The organism is Streptomyces rubellomurinus (assembly GCF_000961885.1).
Classification (GTDB): domain Bacteria; phylum Actinomycetota; class Actinomycetes; order Streptomycetales; family Streptomycetaceae; genus Kitasatospora; species Kitasatospora rubellomurina.
Window position 1 is genome coordinate 17,777 of sequence record NZ_JZKH01000086.1, and the last position, 18,066, is coordinate 35,842.

The 18,066-nt window shown below is 74.4% G+C and carries 15 protein-coding genes and 1 tRNA gene; 8 read left to right on the forward strand and 8 right to left on the reverse strand.

The genetic code is table 11. The features are described from left to right. Positions 1 to 216 precede the first annotated feature (216 nt). Positions 217 to 2,676, forward strand: a complete 2,460-nt coding sequence (locus VM95_RS30415) for a phosphocholine-specific phospholipase C (RefSeq protein WP_078860775.1) — start codon at positions 217 to 219, stop codon at positions 2,674 to 2,676. Here VM95_RS30415 and VM95_RS30420 read toward each other — a convergent pair. Further along, positions 2,652 to 3,689, reverse strand: a complete 1,038-nt coding sequence (locus VM95_RS30420) for a S66 peptidase family protein (protein ID WP_045702823.1) — start codon at positions 3,687 to 3,689, stop codon at positions 2,652 to 2,654. The genes VM95_RS30415 and VM95_RS30420 overlap by 25 nt on opposite strands. Positions 3,690 to 3,776: 87 nt before the next feature. Here VM95_RS30420 and VM95_RS30425 point away from each other — a divergent pair, with 87 nt between their 5' ends. After that, a complete protein-coding gene (locus VM95_RS30425; RefSeq protein WP_045702825.1) occupies positions 3,777 to 4,508 on the forward strand; it encodes a hypothetical protein in 732 nt (243 codons plus the stop codon). Beyond that, positions 4,505 to 4,843 (forward strand): winged helix-turn-helix domain-containing protein, encoded by a 339-nt coding sequence (locus VM95_RS30430; protein WP_045702828.1) that lies wholly within the window; start codon positions 4,505 to 4,507, stop codon positions 4,841 to 4,843. The genes VM95_RS30425 and VM95_RS30430 overlap by 4 nt, the downstream gene beginning before the upstream one ends. Positions 4,844 to 4,911: 68 nt before the next feature. Here the strand turns inward: VM95_RS30430 and VM95_RS30435 are convergent, their stop codons facing one another. Both VM95_RS30435 and VM95_RS30440 read right to left on the reverse strand, forming a co-directional pair. Continuing rightward, on the reverse strand, positions 4,912 to 5,142 hold the full coding sequence (locus tag VM95_RS30435; RefSeq protein ID WP_045702830.1) for a helix-turn-helix domain-containing protein: 231 nt from the start codon (positions 5,140 to 5,142) through the stop codon (positions 4,912 to 4,914). After that, complete coding sequence (locus VM95_RS30440; RefSeq protein WP_045702848.1) at positions 5,142 to 5,633, reverse strand: DUF2975 domain-containing protein; 492 nt, start codon at positions 5,631 to 5,633, stop codon at positions 5,142 to 5,144. The genes VM95_RS30435 and VM95_RS30440 overlap by 1 nt, the downstream gene beginning before the upstream one ends. 140 nt (positions 5,634 to 5,773) lie before the next feature. Between VM95_RS30440 and fxlM the strand changes: the two genes are divergently transcribed. Further along, positions 5,774 to 7,012: a methyltransferase, FxLD system gene (gene fxlM, locus VM95_RS30445; RefSeq protein ID WP_045702832.1), complete on the forward strand. Its 1,239-nt coding sequence runs from the start codon at positions 5,774 to 5,776 to the stop codon at positions 7,010 to 7,012. A 34-nt stretch (positions 7,013 to 7,046) separates the two neighbouring features. Here the strand turns inward: fxlM and VM95_RS30450 are convergent, their stop codons facing one another. Then, a complete protein-coding gene (locus tag VM95_RS30450; protein WP_045702834.1) occupies positions 7,047 to 7,244 on the reverse strand; it encodes a helix-turn-helix domain-containing protein in 198 nt (65 codons plus the stop codon). A 76-nt stretch (positions 7,245 to 7,320) separates the two neighbouring features. Here VM95_RS30450 and VM95_RS30455 point away from each other — a divergent pair, with 76 nt between their 5' ends. Then, on the forward strand, positions 7,321 to 8,706 hold the full coding sequence (locus VM95_RS30455; RefSeq protein WP_045702835.1) for a pyridoxal phosphate-dependent decarboxylase family protein: 1,386 nt from the start codon (positions 7,321 to 7,323) through the stop codon (positions 8,704 to 8,706). A 25-nt stretch (positions 8,707 to 8,731) separates the two neighbouring features. Here VM95_RS30455 and VM95_RS39280 read toward each other — a convergent pair whose 3' ends face one another. Next, complete coding sequence (locus VM95_RS39280; protein WP_052706680.1) at positions 8,732 to 9,529, reverse strand: hypothetical protein; 798 nt, start codon at positions 9,527 to 9,529, stop codon at positions 8,732 to 8,734. A 72-nt stretch (positions 9,530 to 9,601) separates the two neighbouring features. Then, positions 9,602 to 10,138, reverse strand: coding sequence for a hypothetical protein (locus tag VM95_RS39285; protein WP_052706679.1), 537 nt, complete (start codon positions 10,136 to 10,138; stop codon positions 9,602 to 9,604). 156 nt (positions 10,139 to 10,294) lie between these two features. On the opposite strand from VM95_RS39285, the gene VM95_RS30470 reads away from it, so the two are divergent. After that, positions 10,295 to 11,347, forward strand: a complete 1,053-nt coding sequence (locus tag VM95_RS30470) for a winged helix-turn-helix domain-containing protein (RefSeq protein ID WP_052707667.1) — start codon at positions 10,295 to 10,297, stop codon at positions 11,345 to 11,347. Positions 11,348 to 11,378: 31 nt separating this feature from the next. On the opposite strand, the gene VM95_RS30475 is transcribed toward VM95_RS30470, so the two are convergent. After that, positions 11,379 to 11,912 (reverse strand): hypothetical protein, encoded by a 534-nt coding sequence (locus VM95_RS30475; protein WP_045702836.1) that lies wholly within the window; start codon positions 11,910 to 11,912, stop codon positions 11,379 to 11,381. 103 nt (positions 11,913 to 12,015) lie between these two features. Then, a tRNA-Met gene (locus tag VM95_RS30480) sits at positions 12,016 to 12,089 on the reverse strand. Between the two features lie 758 nt (positions 12,090 to 12,847). Here VM95_RS30480 and VM95_RS30485 point away from each other — a divergent pair. Next, on the forward strand, positions 12,848 to 13,570 hold the full coding sequence (locus VM95_RS30485) for an AfsR/SARP family transcriptional regulator (protein WP_279616854.1): 723 nt from the start codon (positions 12,848 to 12,850) through the stop codon (positions 13,568 to 13,570). Between the two features lie 419 nt (positions 13,571 to 13,989). After that, on the forward strand, positions 13,990 to 18,066 hold a 4,077-nt coding region (locus VM95_RS30490; RefSeq protein WP_244179006.1), incomplete at its 3' end, for a type I polyketide synthase.

Here is an 18,066-nt window from a genome sequence, read left to right on the forward strand (position 1 = left end):
CGGGCCGCCGGGGGTGCTTGCCGCCCCCGGCGGCCCGTTCGTCCTTCACCGGCCGGACCGGCCTTCCTCGCCACCGGACCCGCCGGTAGGCCATGTCCGCGCCACCGCTCGGACCGGAGCCGTTCACTGCCCGGGAGTGGCCCCGTCCGAGCCCGCTCCACACACTTGTCCAGACAAGTCAGAGGGAGTACTTGTCCAGACAAGAGGAGCCCCTACGTGACCCCCGTGTCCCGTCGCTCGTTCATGGGATTCGCCGCCGCGGCCGCCGGCGCCACCGCCGCGTTCTCCGTCCTCCCCGAGTCCCTGCAGAAGGCCGTCGCCGCCCCCGCGGCCACCGGCACCATCAACGACGTCCAGCACGTCGTGATCTTCATGCAGGAGAACCGCGCCTTCGACCACTACTACGGCACCATGAACGGCGTCCGCGGCTTCGGCGACCGCAACGCCGTCAACCTGCCGAGCGGCAAGTCGGTGTTCCACCAGCCGTACTCGAACACGGACGGGTACATCCTCCCGTTCCGCATGGACACCGGCACCACCAGCGCCACCTGCGCCAACGCCCCCGCGATGAGCTACCCCGTCGACACCGCCATCTGGCACGGCGGCAAGTACGACGCCTGGAACACCGCCCGCACCCCCGGCCTCGGCATGGGCTACTTCAACCGCGCCGACCTGCCCTTCTACTACGCGCTCGCCGACGCCTTCACCATCTGCGACCACTACTTCTGCTCCACCCTGACTCAAACCAACCCCAACCGGCTGCACCTGTTCACCGGCTCCAACGGCCTCTCGGTCGGCCAGAGCGCCGTCCTCGACAACACCGAGCCGGCGGCCGGCTTCAGCTGGACCACGTACGCGGAGCGGCTGGAGGCCGCCGGGATCAGCTGGAAGGTCTACCAGCAGAGCGACAACTTCGACGACAACGCCCTCGCCTGGTTCGCCAACTTCAAGAACGCCAAGGCCGGTTCACCCCTGCACGACAAGGGCATGGCCACCGTCCCCGACCTCGTCGCCGCCTTCCAGAAGGACGTCGACGCCGGCACCCTGCCGCAGGTCTCCTGGATCGTCGCGCCCACCGCGCTCTCCGAGCACGCCAACTACAAGCCCGCGTACGGCGAGGACCTGAGCGCGCGGCTCCTGAAGGTGCTGGCCGCCAACCAGGCCGTCTGGTCGCAGACCGCGTTCATCCTCAACTACGACGAGAACGGCGGCTTCTTCGACCACGTCCCGCCGCCCGTCCCGCCCGCGACGGCCACCCAGGGCATCAGCTCGGTGTCCACGGCCGGGGAGGTCTCCGGCGGCCAGGCCATCGGCATGGGCCCGCGCGTCCCGCTGATCGTCGTCTCGCCCTGGACCCGGGGCGGCTACGTCAACTCCCAGGTGTTCGACCACACGTCGGTGATCAGGTTCCTGGAGAAGCGCTTCGGCGTCCAGGAGCCCAACATCAGCGCCTGGCGCCGGGCGGTCAGCGGCGACCTCACGTCGGTGTTCGGCTTCTCCGGCCAGGACGCCACCTGGCCCACGCTGCCCGACACCAGCACGTACGTCTCCGGCGCCGACACCCAGTGCGGCACCCTGCCGGCGCCCGTCGTCCCCGCGACCCAGGCGATGCCCGCCCAGGAGCCCGGCACCCGCCCGGCCCGCGCCCTGCCCTGGCAGCCCAACGCCAACGGGCGGACGGACTGCGCGGGCGGCAAGTTCTGGATCGACATGACCAACACCGGGACGGCGGGCGTCGTGTACTACGTGTACCCGAACGCGTACCGGACGGACGGGCCCTGGCTCTACACCGTCGGCGCCGGGGCCACGGTGTCGGACAACTGGGTCGCGGGGACACCGACCGGCGCGTACGACCTGTCGCTGTACGGCCCCAACGGCTTCCACCGCCGCTTCGCGGGCAACCGCACGACGGCGTGCGCGAGCGGGGCGGCGCTGGTGGAGGTCGCCTCCGGCTACGACACCGTGGGCAACAAGCTGCAGCTCGCGTTCACCAACACCGGCGGCGCCGCTGCCGTGCTGACGGTCACCGACCACACCTACGGCACCGGCGGGCCCTGGACGTACACCGTCCCGGCCGGGACCAGGACGCCCGTCTCCGCTTCGTTCGCCACCAAGAGCGGCTGGTACGACCTCACCGTCACCGCCGACACCGGCGACGGCTTCCTGCGCCGCCTGGCCGGCCACATCGAGACCGGCGCCGACAGCATCACCGACCCCGGCCCCGGCGGCGCGCCTGCTGCCACCCTCGTCAACGGCACCTTCGAGGCGGGCAGCCTCACCGGCTGGACCGTCGCCGGCAGCGCGAGCGCCACCACCACGGCCACCCACAGCGGCACGTACGCGGCCATGGTCGGCGCGACGACGCCGACCAACGGCGACTCGTCCGTCTCCCAGACCTTCACCGCGCCGAGCGGCACCACCCGGCTGTCGTTCTGGTACCGGATGACGACCAACGACACCGTCGCCTACGACTGGGCCACCGCGAGCCTGACCGACAACACCACCGGCACGAGCACGACGGTGCTCCCCAAGACCTGTACCGACACGACCAGTTGGGCCCAGGTCACGGCCGCCGTCACCGCCGGCCACAGCTACACGCTCACCCTGACCAACCACGACGACAACTACTCCGGCGACGCCACGTACACCCTCTACGACGACGTCACCCTGTCCTGACGTTCTCCGGGCCGGGCCGCCCCCACGCGGCCCGGCCCCACCGCCGGTTCGAGCAGCGACAGCGTCCGCCGCTCCGCGTCGAGGCCGGCCCGGACACCGACCGGCATCGGCAGATTCGGGCCGGCGTGCCCGAAGTCGACGTTGCCCAGCACCGGGATGTCCCGGTCGCCGAGCACGTCGAGGACGATCTCGCGCAGGGTGGGGGACGCGCCGGGTTCCAGCCCGCCGATCTCGCGCGGGACGCCCACGACCATGCCGGCGATCCGGTCGAGGATGCCGCCGTGGCGCAGCACCTGCAGGTAGCTCCACACGTGCGCGGCCAGGCCGCCCATCTCCTCCCAGAACAGCACCGCGCCGTCGAACCGTTCGAGCGGCAGCGCGAACCGGGTCGCCTGCACCAGCGCGATGCGGTTGATCACCCCGCCGATCAGCGGACCTTCGGCGTGGCCCGGGCGCCAGCACTCCCACGAGGGGCTGGCGGGCAGCGTGCCGATCGGCTCTTCGCTTGTCATCAACTTGCGGTAGATCTCCCGGAGTTCCGCCTGGCGCGCTGCGGGCGCGGACTGCCAGGACCCGCCGAAGCCGGGCACGGCCATGTCGGCGTGGAACCCGACCAGGCCCGTGCGCGCGTGGAGCACCAGGTGCAGCAGCGAGATGTCGCTGTACCCGAGGACCGGCTTGGGGTCGGCCCGGATCGCCTCGACGTCGATGAGGTCGAGGTAGCCGAGCGCCGTCTGCCCGCCGTCACTGGCGACGATCGCCCGCACCTCGGGGTCGCGCAGCAGAGTGTTGAACTCCGCGGCGATCTCCTCCGGCGTGGCCGCGCTCCACCAGTGACGACGTCCGGCCCGGAGCAGCGGCGCCCGCCGCACCCGGAACCCCATCCGCTCCAGCACCGCCACCGTCTGCTCGACGTTGGGCTCGTACGCGTCCGGCAGCGGCCCGGACAGGGAGGCGATGACGACGAGGTCTCCGGCCTTCAGGGCACGCGGGCGCAGCAGTTGACGGGTCATGGCGCCAGTGTCGCCGGTTGTGCCGGACAGTTTCACTCGAATTTCCACTCTCTTGCCACAACCGGTTTGTGATGCAAAGCTGACTGCATGACAGACGCATCACTGCCCTCGCCGGGCTCACCTCGTGAAGTCCTCGCCGGATTAGGCGACTTGACCCGGGCGGTCCGCGCCGCCCAGCGCGCGACCTGGTTCCCGCTCCTGCTGCTGGGCATCCTCACCCTGGGCGGAATCCTGGTCGGCCGGCTCACCTTCAAGGTCGAGACCGCGCCCTGCCCGGCGGGCGACGGGTGCACGCTCGTCACCCAGGGCTCGCCGGTCTACTGGCCGATCGGGCTCGCCCTGGCCTACGTCGCCACGGCGTTCTTCTACATCCGCCGCTCCCGCAACCGCGGGGTCGGCACGCCGGTCCGGCCGTACATCGTCACCGGGGTCCTCCTGGTCGGCCTGGTGAGCGCCACCACGCTCTGGACGCTCCGCGACGGGATGCCGCAGCCCGGCGCCCCGGTCGACTTCTGGGGCCTCCACCTCGACCCCGCCGCCGGGACGACCAGGTTCCTCGAACGCCTCACCGGGAACGCCGTGGCGGTCGGGCTGCCGCTGCTCGTGCTCTCCTGGGTCGAGCGCAGCCCGGCCCTGGCGCTGCTCACCGCCACCTACCTGGCCATCGAGCTGGTCCCCCTCACCACCGGCTGGGCCGGGATCGCCCCCACCTCGCCGTGGTCCGCCCTCCCCCGCTTCGCCGTCCCGGGCGTGCTCCTGCTCCTCGGCGCCCTCGGCTTCGCCCTGGCCCAACGCCCCCGGCGGCTCACCACCTCATGACCGACCAGCCCGACCCGCACCCCGCCATCGGCCTCGACGACGTCGTCCACCAGCGCGTCCGCCTCGGCATCCTCACCGTCGCCCACCAGGCCCGCCGAGCCGAATTCGGCTTCCTACGAACGACCCTGGGCCTCACCGCCGGAAACCTCAGCCAACACCTCACCGTCCTGGAGAAGGCCGGCCTGGTCGAGATCGAGAAGGGCTACGAGGGCAAACGCGCCCGCACCTGGCTCTCCCTCACCCCCGCCGGCCACCAGGCCCTGGCCGACGAGGTCGCCCAGCTCAAACAACTCATCCACCAGATCGAACAAGGCAGTTCAGACCTGTCCTCGTGACACCGGAAGCGCCCCCGAGCAGGCGGGGGCGCTTCGTCATGCGGCACGACGGGTCGGCGGGCGCGGGTTCACTCACCCTCGGCACCCTCGACACCCTCGGCCTCCCAGCGGAGCAGGTCCCCCGGCTGGCACTCGAGCACCTCGCACAGCGCGGCGAGCGTCGTGAAGCGCACCGCCTTGGCCCGACCGTTCTTGAGCACCGCCAGGTTCGCGGGCGTGATCCCCACGCGCTCCGCGAGCTCGCCCACGGACATCTTCCGCCTGGCCAGCATCACGTCGATGTCGACGGCGATCGGCATCAGATCACCTGGTCCAACTCGGCCTGCATCCGGGCCGCTTCGCCGTCCCGGGCGACGGCCTGCGCGAGCAGCGTGCGCAGCACGAGCACGATGAGCGCGACCCCCAGGACGGCCAGGCCGATCCCGGCCATGATTCCGGTGACGCCCGGGTCGTCCCGCTGCCCGGGCGCGTTCACGGCGGTGACCGCGAACCACACGAGCGCGGCCGCGACGATGGCCCCGATGATGCCGTCCACGTAGCGGAAGGCGGCATGGGAGAACACGGTTCCGCGCCGCACCATCGCCACCAGCCGCCAGACGCAGCCCATGACGACCTGGGCCGTACCGATGCCCAGGATCGTGATCACCCGCATCGCGGTCAGCGGAAGCGACCCGCCCTCCTGGTCCTTCCCCCCGACCAGCGCCCACACCATCAACCCCTGCACGAGCACACTGCCGGTGAACACCACCACGAGCACGGCGCGCAGCGCGCGCACGGTCAGCTTTCCCACGACCATCCTCCCATCGAACAACGATGGAAACCTATCGAATGTCGATAGGTGACACAAGGGCACCCGCGACCCCGAGCAGATGGTCGCCCCGCCCCGGCGCCGTGCGCATCCACCATCCACGCACCACTAAGGTCACCCGCATGACTACTCTCAGCAACGAAACCGGTTCCGCCGAGCAACTGCGTGACTCCCTCGCCGACCGTCTGCTCGACCAGGGAGCCATCCGCACCGACGCGGTGGAGGCCGCGTTCCGCGCCGTGGCCCGCGAGCACTTCCTGCCGGGCGTCCCGCTGGAGGCCGCGTACGCGGACAATCCCACCTACACCAAGGCGGACGGGTCCGGCACGCAGATCAGTGCCGCCTCGCAGCCCGCGATCGTCGCCCTGATGCTCGAACAGCTCGCGGCGCAGCCCGGCGAGAGGATCTTCGAGGCCGGGGCGGGCACCGGCGTGAACGCCGCGTACCTGGGACACATCGTCGGCGCGGGCGGGCACGTGGTGACCGTGGACGTGGACGAGGACCTGGTCGACAGCGCCCGCAAGCACCTCGCCGACGCCGGGGTCGGCAACGTCGAGGCCGTCCTCGGTGACGGTGCCGTGGGCCACGCCGCCGGTGCGCCGTACTCCCGGGTGATCGCCACGGTCGGCGCCAGCGAGATGCCCACCGCCTGGCTCCGGCAGGTCGAGCCGAGCGGGCGGATCGTGCTGCCGCTGCGCCTTCGTGGCGCTGCCTCGCGCACGATCGCCTTCGAGCGCGGTGCGGGCGGCTGGGTGTCGGTGGACGACCAGTTGGCCGTCTTCATGCCGCTGCGCGGGAGCATGGACGACGCCCGCCGCACCGTCGCGCTCACCCGGGAGGGCGACGTCACGCTCCAGGTCCACAAGGACCAGCACGGGGCGGTGGACGGTGAGGCACTGCTCGGCGTCCTCGACGGCGGACGGCACGAGGCCTGGACCGGGGTGACCATCCCGGCCGGCACCACCTACGAGTACCAGGACCTGTGGCTGGCCCTCACCCTCCCGAACTCCCTGATGCGGATGAGCGTCACCGGCACCGCCCGCGAGCGCGGGGTGCACCCGATGTTCGGCTGGGGCGCGATGGCCACCGTCGACGCCGGCTCCCTCGCCTACCTCACCCTGCGCCCCGGCGAGCCGGACGACCAGGGGCGCAGGACGTACGAGACCGGCGTGATCGGCCACGGCCCGGCGGGCGCCGCCCTCGCCGATCTCGTCGCCGAGGAGATCCGCGCGTGGGACGCCGGCTTCCGTGGCCGGACCCTGCGCTTCGAACTGCCTGATGCTCCCGCCGATTCGGCTCCGGAGTCCGGCCGCTTCGTCCTGGCGCGGCCGCACCACCCGATCACCGTCGTCTGGGAGTGACCCGCGTGCACCCCACCGGGAACGAGACGCCCGGTCAGTCGTAGAGGGCCGCCAGGGCGAGGCCGCGTTCGCTCAGTTGGTAGGAGACCCGGTGTTGCTCCCGGGACTTCAGGACGAAGCCGGCCCGGTGGAGGGCGGAGAGGTGGTGGGAGACGTCGCTGGGGGTGAGCCAGTGGCGGCGGGCCAGTTCGCCCGCTCGGATGAGCCGGGAGGAGGCGGCGTTCGAGGCCAATTGGGTCGGATTGGCCTGGGACTCGGGCGCCGCCACCCGCTAGCCTCGGGGCACCATCGATCAACGGAGAACCGCCATGCACCCCGAACTCGCCGCCGACCTCGACCAGTTGCCCGCCCTGCTGGAGCAGACCCGGGAGCGGGCCGTGGGCTTCCTCGCCGGGCTGTCGGAGGGGCCGGTGGTGCCGCCGCTGGGGGAGCCGCCGGTGCCGGTGGGGCTGGGGGCGGCGGGCGGGGGGCTGCGGGCGGCGCTGGCGGAGTTCGGGGAGCGGTGGCAGCCCCGGCTGTCGGCGAGTGCCGGGCCGCGGTACTTCGGGTTCGTCACCGGGGGTGCCACGCCGGCCGCGCTGGCCGGGGACTGGCTGACGGCCACCGCCGACCAGAACTCCAACTCCTCGCTGGATCCGGCCGGTCAGGATCTGGAGCGGGAGACGGTCGGCTGGCTGCGCGAGCTGTTCGGGCTCTCCGACGCGCACTCCGGCACCTTCGTGAGCGGCGCGACCATGTCCAACACGGTCGGCCTGGCGGTCGGCCGCGAGTGGCTGGGCGAGCGGCTCGGGGTGGATGTCGCCGAGGCGGGGGTCGGCGCGCTGGGCCGGGTGCGGGTGCTGTCCGGCAGCGCACACTCCAGTGTGGCCAAGGGGCTGTCCGTCCTGGGCCTGGGCCGCTCCGCGCTGACCGCCGTGGGGACCCTGCCCGACCGGGAGGCGGTGGACCCGGCCGCGCTGGAGCGGGCCCTGGCCGAGGCCGGGGGCCCGTGCATCGTGGTGGCGAACGCGGGCACGGTGAACACCGTCGACTTCGACGACCTGCGGGCGATCGCGGACCTGCGGGACCGGTACGGGTTCTGGCTGCACGTCGACGCCGCCTTCGGCGCGTTCGCCGCGCTGTCGCCGGAGCACGCCGAGCTGGTGGCCGGCCTGGACCGCGCCGACTCGGTCTGCGTGGACCTGCACAAGTGGCTCAACGTGCCCTACGACAGCGCCGTCCAGTTCACCCGCCGCCGCGACCTGCAGACGAAGGTCTTCCAGAACTCCGCCGCCTACCTCGGCCCCCTCGGCGAGCACCCCGACCTGGTGCACCTCACCCCGGAGAACTCCCACCGGCTGCGCGCCCTGGCCGCCTGGTTCACCCTGCGCGCCTACGGCCGGGACGGCCACCGGGAGATCGTCGAGCGCTGCGTCACCGGCGCCCGGGCCCTCGGCGCGGCCGTCGCGGCGACCGACGGGCTGCGCCTGCTCGCCCCGGTCCGGCTGAACGTGGTCTGCTTCACCCTCGCCGCCGACCCGACGCCGGAACGCCTCGCCGCCCTCGCCACCGAGCTCTCCGGGGACGCCTTCCTCACCCCCACCCGCTACGCCGGACTGCCCGCCCTGCGCGCGGCGTTCAGCAACTGGCGCACCACCGAGGCGGACGTGCGCCGCACCGCGGACGCGCTCGCCGCGGCCGTCCGGAAGCTCTGACGGAAAGCCCCGGACGGGCCCCGGCTCATCCGCCGTACCCCGGTGCGAGGGCCGGCCCGAGGGCTTCGGCGGCGGCCCGGCGGCCGGCGACGCCGAAGATCAGCTCGTTGGAGTCCACCTCGTGCCACTGGGCGTCGTGGAGCCGGACCCGGAAGGGCCGCACGGGCAGCCGTCCGTCGCCCGCCGCGTACAGCTCCTCGCGCAGGCCGCGTTCGAAGGCCTCGGCGTAGGGCCGCGGGAGGCGCTCGTCCGGGACGTCGAGGACGAACTCGAAGAGCTCGTCGGCGTCGGCCGGCAGCGGGGTGAACTCCGCGGTGGCGACGGCGTAGTGGCCGCACATCCAGGGCTTCACCAGCCGGACGTGCACGTCCCGGCCGGGGCCGGCCGGCTCCGCGCGCCGCCCGGTGAGCGGCAGGGTGACCAGGCGGCGCGGGCCGGTGCCCTCGGCGACGGACTCGTCGAACTCGTGCACCGCCTGCTCCCCGGCCGCCGCGAAGCCCGCCGCCGTCGACTCCCCCGCCCGCCAGTGGGCGTGCCGCAGCCGCACCCGCAGCGCCCAGGGCAGCGCGCCGCCCCGGGACCAGCCGCGGAGCCGGGCGAGCACGCCCTCGCCGAAGGCGGCGCCGAACTCCGGGGGCAGGTCGGCGGCGGGCACCTCGTTGACGAACGCGAACGGCAGCTCCCGGTCCCCACCCGGCGGGAGGGGTTCGAAGTCGGCCGAGGCGACGGCGAAGGGGCGCAGGCCGCCCCGGCCGGACAGGAACGCCTGGACGTCCCTGATCGGGCGGTCGAGTTCCCTGGGGTACGTGCGTGTTCCGGCCATGGCACCCGATCGTACGGGCGGCGGCCCGGGCCCCGGACGGCGGGCGGACGGCGGGCGGGCGCCGACGGCCGGTCAGGCCAGCGTCTCGCAGAGGTTCTCCACCCGGTTCTGGGCCAGCACCTCGACCTGCTGGTCCGGGTGCACCAGCATCACCGCGCCGCCGCTGAACACGTAGGCGCCGGCCGGGTGGTACGGGTCGCCGGGGTGGATCCTGGCGGAGATGTGCGAGTTCCGCGGGACGACCCACAGGGTGCTGCCGTCCGACCGGCGGTACTCGGTGGCCCGGCCGCTCTGGTCGCGGTCGGCCTGGGCGCCGGTGTCCACGTTCGTGTAGCGCTTGATCAGCGGGCCGCGCCAGAGGATCTTCTCGGGCGTGCCGTCCGGGTGGCGGGAGACGGTCTTGGTCTCCTCCTCGTCCACCAGGGCGGTGATGTGCAGGTGGAACGGGCAGACCGTCCCGGCGGGCGCGTCGTACTCCCGGGCGCCGGGTTGCGGCTGCCAGCCGTGGTCGTCGTCGGCCTGCGCGGCCGGGGCGGCCAGCAGCAGGACGGCCGACGCCAGGGCGGCGGCGAGGGCGGCCGATCGGGTGCGGAACGTGGGCGTGCGCATCGCGGTCCTCCTGGGGGTCGGGTGGGCGGCCGGACGGGAGCGTGCAAGCCCCTGCCCTGTCGGCCGCGCACTGGGTATCGTCGGACGCCGGCGGCACCGGCGCGATGCTTTCGGCCGGGGCCGAAAGCCCGGGCGCACGGGGAGGGGTGGGGCGCGGTGCTGCGGATCCGCTTCACGGCCGAGGACCTGCTGGACACCCGCTTCGCGGACGGGCCGGCGCCGCTGATGGAGCTCGAACTGGCCGTCGCCATGCTGCAACGGCGGGACGCGGAGGCGGTGTCCGCCCGCCGGCACCGCGCGCTCGGCGGGCCGGCCGGCCGGGCCGTGGCGCGGTCCGTCGCCCCGCTGAGCGAGCTCGTCCCGCCGACCGGCGCGGGCCCGTTCTTCCTCGACCCGCTCAGCCCCGACCTGGAGGGCGGCCTGGAGCTGGTGCGCTCCGCCGCCAACACGCTGGTCCGCAGCGAGCTCGCCCGCATCTGCCGCAACGGACTGCCCGTCACCCCGCTGATGCACGGGCTGGCGAACGAGGACCGGCAGGCCTGGCAGCACCTGGAGGGCAGCCTGCGCGCCTGCCACACCGCGCTGGTCGACACCGTCTGGCCGCGGCTGCGCGCCGGCTTCGACACCGACCTCGCCTGGCGCGGGCAGGTGCAGCGCGAGCAGGGGCTGCGCGGCATGCTGGCGGGCCTCCACCCGGGCAGCCGGTGGCGCGGGGCCACGCTGGAGATCCCGGTCGCCCGGGAGGCGGACATCCGGCTGGAGGGCGGCGGGGTGCTCCTGCTGCCGTCCGCGCAGTGGACCGGGGAGCCGCTGTCCGGGATGCTGCCGGACGGGTCGCTGCTGCTGCTCTACCCGGCGCTGACCCCGCTGCCCCAGCTCGCCGAGGAGGCGCCGGCCCCGGGGGCGGACCCGGACGACCCGGCGGCGGCCCTGCTCGGGCGCACCCGCGCGGCCGTCCTGCGGGCGACGCTGCGCGAGCCGACCACCAGCCGGCTCGCCCACGAGCTGGGCATCTCGGTGGCCAGCGCCTCCGAGCACGCCCGCGCCCTGCGCCGGGCCGGGCTGGTGAGCACGGCGCGCGCCGGACGGGCGGTGCGGCACAGCTGCACGTCGCTGGGCCACCGGCTGCTGGTCGCGGCGCAGGCTCCGATGCCGCAGGCTCCGGCGCCGCACGCGGCGGCCGCCGCCCGCACCGGCGGGCGGGCCTGAGCCGAGCGGACCTCGGGCGGTGCCGACCGCCTCAGCGGGTACCGGAGTTGTCGATCCAGAACATCAGGACCCGCTGCAGCGCGCCCGGGGCGCCGGCGCCGAAGGTGAGCACCATGGCCTGGCCGACCGCCACGTCGGTCGGGTCGACACCGGGCGACCAGGTCACCCGGGCGTCGATGCCCGGGATGCCGCGGCCGGGCCCGTACGAGCGCAGGGTGCCGCGCGCGTGGCCGATGACCCGCTCGTCGCACCGCAGTTCGGCCCGGCACAGCGCGGTCGGCCGCAGCTCGTAGCGGCGTCCGCCGACCAGGGCGGTGCGGGTGTTCGCCTTGCGCCGCGGGTCCCAGTCGGTGTTGCCCTCGTGGGTGGGGACGGACTGTCCGCCGACGTTCAGCGCGCCGTGCTGCCGGTCGAGCGCCATCGTGACGGTGGGGATCCCGGCCCCGGTCATCCGCGCGACGGCCGCGGGCCAGCGGTCGTAGTCGATCCGGATCGGCCCGAACGGGCTGTCCAGCACGCGGTGCTGGGACAGTCGGACGCTGCGGCGCTTCGTGAACACGGACATGCCCGACCGGCCTCGGCTCTCTCGGTGACGTCGGCGACAGACGACAGGGGGACACAACGGAGCCGGGGCCGGCGCACGATGCGCCGACCCCGGCTCTCAGCAGTAGCGGGGACAGGATTTGAACCTGCGACCTCTGGGTTATGAGCCCAGCGAGCTACCGAGCTGCTCCACCCCGCGTCGGTGAACACCACAGTACGGGGAAGTCGCCGGGATGGGAAATCGGTTCCACCGGTGCGTGACCGGCGGACCGCCGCGCCCCCGGCCGCCGCATACGAACCGAAGCGCCACGAGGCGCCCCGGAGCGCACCCGCCAGCGCGTGCGCCACCGCGCGCACCCGCCGACACGCCGGGGCACACCACGACGTACTCGATCTTCGGGCCGCGACCCGAGCACACTCATTCACCGAAACCTCGGAGTTGAAACCCTGAATCACGGAAAAATCCCGTATCAAATCCCGCCGCCCGGATCGGGACTCGACCGAAAAACGCCCCCCGCCGACGCCTGTCCCGACCCGCGTCCGGGCCGGGAATTGGCCGGATTCCCGCTCCCCGAACCGGCGTTGGCCCGGCGGACGCGGACACCGGAACCGGAGGTCGTGCAGCGTTCAAACATTTGACGGCCCCCGAGGGGTGAGATCGCGTCACACCAGCCTCGGAACACGGCCGTCGAACCACCCCGCCGCACCTGCACGTTCGTCTGCCATACCAACGCAAGCCCCCGGTATCCAGACCTTCTCTCGCAACGTTTTGCAAGTACGCTGTCACCTACCGTGCGAGAACCTGTTCGACTCCCCGGGGCGTTGTCGGCACCGGGAGCGTTTCCGGTGCACGGTCGACCACGTTTCTTCGGTACTTGGGGGTGACTTGTGGCGGAGGTTCACGCAAACCAATTCGACGTGCTCGGTCCGCTGGGAGTTCAGGCCGACGGAATCCCCGTGAATCCGGGCTCGGCCCGGCAGCGCGCGGTTTTGACGGCCCTTCTGCTGACGCCCGGCCAGCCGGTCACGCCGGAACAGCTCAGCGAGGCCGTCTGGCCCCGGAATCCGCCCAACGACGTGATGGCGAACCTGCACAGCTACGTCTCCAACCTCCGGCGGATCCTGGAGCCGAACCGGCGGCCGCGCAGCCGGGACACCGTGCTGCGCCGCGAACCGGCCGGCTACGTGCTCGCGGTGGAGGCGGACAGCATCGACGCGGTCCGCTTCGAGCGGCAGCTGTACGAGGGGCGCCGGCAGCTGCAGTCCGGGGCGCACCGGCAGGCGAGCCTGACGCTGGCCGGCGCGCTGGCCCTGTGGCGCGGCCCGGCGTTCCCCGAGGTGAGCGACTACGCGCTCGGCGCGCAGGCGGCGTCCCGGTTCGAGGAGTTGCGGCTGCTGGCGCTGGAGAGCCTGTGGGAGGCCGAACTGGCCGAGGAGCGCGACTTCTCGGTGATCGCGGCCGAACTGCCGGCGCTGACCATGCGGTTCCCGACCCGGGAGCGGTTCAGCTGGCTCCTGATGAAGGCCCTCTACCGGTCCGGGCGGCGGGCCGAGGCGATCGAGGCCTACCACCGCACCCGCCGGACGCTGGCGGAGGAGTACGGCGTCGATCCCGGCGCGGAGTTGCAGCAGTTGTTCGGCACGATCCTGCGAGGAGAACCGGTCGCCGGCCGGTGCTGACTCACAGGCCCACCCGGTACGGGGGCCGGGGCGTGGCCGACCGTCGACCGTAGGGAGCGCCTCGCGCTCCCCGGCAGTCGCACGGTCGTCGACCGGGGCATGCGGTTCGACCACGGATTCACAGGGGTTCCACACGGCCCCGCACGGCCTCGGCATTGACATGAATATGCCAGTCAATCCCCCTGTCACTCTTTGGGGGCATCCACATCCCTGCTGGTCAGCGCGGGGTTCCGGGAATCCTCCAAGTCGCGTCCAAGTGGCCTCCAAGTCGCATCCAAGTCGCCTCCAAGTCGGCGCCAAGAAGGCCCTGGCAGGGTGCTGCACGTCAAGCGGGGAGATCAACACGAGGCCGACACCGCCACCTGCGGCGGCGCGCCGTCACCGGCGGCCCGGACGCAGGGCTCCACCGAATCCGGACGATGAGGAAGGCCGAGTACGCCGTGCCCCAGACGAGTTGCGAGGACGTGTCGGTCGCCGTCGTCGGTGTGGCCCAGGGCCCCGGCAACGGAGTTGACGCCGCCTTCTTCGGCCCGACCGGCCCCACCGGCCCGACCAGCCCGACCAGCCCCACCGGCCCCACCGCGCCGGCCGAACCCACCGGGGCCACCGGGACCGCCGACGCCGCCGCCCCGCTCGTCCTCGAACTCGCCTGGACGGCCCTGGAGGACGCCGGGATCGTCCCCGCCGCCCTGCGCGACGCCCGGGTCGGCGTCTTCCTCGCCGCGCCGGACGGCACCGCCGAGCACCTCGCGGCCGTCCTGGGCCCGGCCGGCCCCCGCACCCTCGTCGAGCCCGCCCCGGACGGCGCCCGCACCGCCGCCGCCGCGGCGGCCGGGAGCCTGCGCCGCGGCGACTGCGAGCTCGCCCTCACGGGCGCCCTCGGCCCCGACCCGGAGCACGCCGTCCTCGCCGTGCTCCGCCCGCTGCCGGACGCCCTGCGGGCCGGCGACCGGATCCACGGCGTGCTCGCCGACCGGGCGCCGGACGGGCCTAGCGGGCCCGACGCCCTCGCCCGCCTCGGCGCCCGGCCGTACGAGGCCAAGGCGGCCGAGACCGCTCCGGCGGCCGGACGCCCGCTGCTCGACACACCGTTCACCCCCCTGCCGTTCTCCGCCCGCGACGAGGCGGCGCTGCGCGCCCGGGCCCGCGACCTGGCCGCGCAGGTCGAGGCCGACCCGGCCGCGCGGCTCGCCGACCTCGGCCGCTCGCTGGCGACCACCCGCACCGCCTTCGAGCGGCGCGCCGTGCTGCTCGCCGACCGCCGCGAGGACGCGCTGGGCGCCCTGCGGGCCGTCGCCGAGGGCGGCTTCGGCCCGCTGCTGGTCCACGGCACCGTCCTGACGGACGCCGGCGCGGGCCGCCCGGTGTTCGTCTTCCCCGGCCAGGGCGCCCAGTGGCCGGGCATGGCGCTGGAGCTGATGGAGTCCTCGGCCGTGTTCCGGGAGCGGATGGAGGCCTGCGCCGCCGCCCTCGAACCGCACCTGCCCTGGCGACTGGACGACGTGCTGCGCGGCGCGCCGGGCGCGCCCGAACTGGTCGCGGTCGACGTCGTCCAGCCCGCCCTGTTCGCCGTGCTGGTGTCGCTGGCCGAGCTCTGGCGCGCCTGCGGCGTCGAGCCGGCCGCCGTGGTGGGCGCGAGCCTGGGGGAGTTCGCGGCCGCCCACGTGGCCGGGGCGCTCAGCCTGGAGGACGCCGCCCTGCTGGCGGTGCGGTGGAGCGAGGCGCAGGCCCGGGCGGCCGCGGTCGCCCCGGGCGACCTGGCGTCGGCGCTGCTCCCCCGGGAGGAGCTGGAGCCCCGCCTGGCCCGCTGGGCGGGGCGGCTGACCGTGGCGGGCACCAACGGCTCGCGGTCCGTCCTGTTCTCCGGCGAGCGGGCGGCGGTGGACGAGCTGCTGGCCGAGCTGGCGGCGGACGGCGTCCGGGCCCGCAAGCTGTCCAACGGCCTCGCCGTGCACTCCCCCTGGCTGCCGCTCGACCGGGCCCGGATGCTGGCCGACATGGCCGGGGTGACGGCGGGCCCGTCCGCGGTGCCGTTCTACTCCTCGCTGACCGGCGGCCGGGTGGACACCGCCGGGCTGGACGGCGACTACTGGTACCGCAACCTCAGCTCCGAGATCCGCTTCGAGCAGGCCACCCGGGCGCTGCTGGCGGACGGGTACCGGACGTTCCTGGAGGTCGGCCCGCACCCCGGGCTGGTCGGCGGGCTGCAGGAGACCCTGGAGGACGCCGGGCCCATCGGCCCCACCGCCGTCGTGGGCACGCTGCGGCGCGACCAGAGCGGGCCGCAGCGGCTGCTGACCTCGCTCGCGGAGCTGCACGTCCACGGGGTGACGGTGGACTGGCCGGCCGTGTTCGCCGGCACCGGGGCGCGGCGGGTGCCGCTACCGACGTACCCGTTCGGGGCCGCGAGCGCTCCGGCGCCGGCCCGCACCGAGAGCGAACTGCGCGACTGGATCCGGGAGTTGGTGCACGACCAGCTGGCCGCGCTGCGCGGCCCCGCGGTCGCCCGCGAGGCCGGCCCGGACCGGGCGTTCCGGGAGCTCGGGGTCGACTCCGCCGTCGCGGTGGAGCTGCGCAACCGGCTGGCGGCGGCGACCGGGCTGCGGCTGCCGCTGTCCCTGCTGTTCGACCACCCGACGCCCGGCTCGCTCGGGCGCCACCTGCTGGCCCGGCTCACCGGCGCGGCGGACGAGGCGGACGTGGCCGACGAGGCGTACCCGGCCGGCCCGGCGGGCGACGACGAGCCGATCGCCATCGTCGCGATGGCCTGCCGCTTCCCCGGCGGGGTCCACGACCCGGAAGCCCTCTGGCGGCTGGTCGCCGAGGGCGCCGACGCGATCGGCGCGTTCCCCGACAACCGCGGCTGGGACGTCGAGGGCCTGTACGACCCCGAGCCGGGCCTGCCCGGCCGCACCTACACCCGGCAGGGCGGCTTCCTGCACGACGCGGACCGCTTCGACGCCGCGTTCTTCGGGATCAGCCCGCGCGAGGCGCTGGCCATGGACCCGCAGCAGCGGCTGCTGCTGGAGACGGCCTGGGAGACCTTCGAGCGGGCCGGCCTCGACCCCGCGGCGCTGCGCGGCACCCGCACCGGCGTGTTCGTCGGGGCGATGCAGCAGGACTACGGCGCCCGGATGCACCAGCCGAGCGGCGGCGTCGAGGGCCACGTGCTGACCGGCACCACGGTGAGCGTGCTGTCCGGCCGCCTGTCGTACGTCTTCGGGCTGGAGGGCCCGGCGATCACCGTCGACACGGCCTGCTCCTCCTCGCTGGTGGCGCTGCACCTGGCCGTCCAGTCGCTGCGCCGGGGCGAGTGCGCGATGGCGCTCGCGGGCGGCGCGGCGGTGCTGGCCTCGCCCGGCCTGTTCGTGGAGTTCAGCCGCCAGCGCGGCCTCGCCGCGGACGGCCGCTGCAAGGCCTTCGCCGGGGCGGCGGACGGCACCGCCTGGGGCGAGGGCGTCGGCGTGCTGCTGGTCGAGCGGCTCTCCGACGCGCGGCGCAACGGGCACCGGGTGCTGGCGGTGGTGCGCGGCTCGGCCGTCAACCAGGACGGCGCGAGCAACGGGCTGTCCGCGCCCAACGGGCCCTCCCAGCAGCGGGTGATCCGGGCGGCGCTCGCCGACGCCCGGCTGACGGCCGACCAGGTCGACGCCGTCGAGGCGCACGGGACGGGCACCCGGCTCGGCGACCCGATCGAGGCGCAGGCCCTGCTGGCCACCTACGGCCGCCATCGGGACGCCGCACAGCCGCTCCGGCTCGGCTCGTTGAAGTCCAACATCGGCCACACCCAGGCCGCCGCCGGCGTCGCCGGGGTGATCAAGACGGTGCTGGCGCTGCGGCACGAGCTGTTGCCGCGCACCCTGCACGTGGACGAGCCGACGCCGCACGTCGACTGGTCGGCGGGCGCGGTCGAGCTGCTCACCGAGGAGCGGCCCTGGCCGGCGGGCGAGCGGGTGCGGCGGGCCGCCGTGTCCTCGTTCGGCATCAGCGGCACCAACGCGCACGTCATCCTGGAGGAGGCGCCGCCCGTCGACGAGCCCGCCGAGGAGGCCGACGCCCCCGAGGCCGGCGACCGGCCGGTGGTGCCGTGGGTGCTGTCCGCCCGGGACGAGCAGGCGCTGCGCGCGCAGGCCGGGCAGCTGGCGGGCTACCTGCGGGAGCGCCCCGACGCCGATCTGCCGGGCGCCGCCCGGACGCTGGCCACCGGCCGGGCCGCGCTGGAGCAGCGCGCGGTCGTCCTCGGGCAGGACCGCGCGGAGCTGCTGTCGGGGCTCACCGCGCTCGCGGAGGGCACCGCCGCGCCGGGGGTCGCCACGGGCTCCGGCGGCTTCGACCGGCCGGTGTTCGTGTTCCCCGGCCAGGGCTCGCAGTGGCTCGGCATGGGCGCCGAACTCCTGGACACCTCCGAGGAGTTCGCCGCCTCCATCGCCGCCTGCGAGGCCGCGCTGAAGCCGCACGTCGACTGGTCGCTCACCGACGTCCTGCGCGGCGGCGGC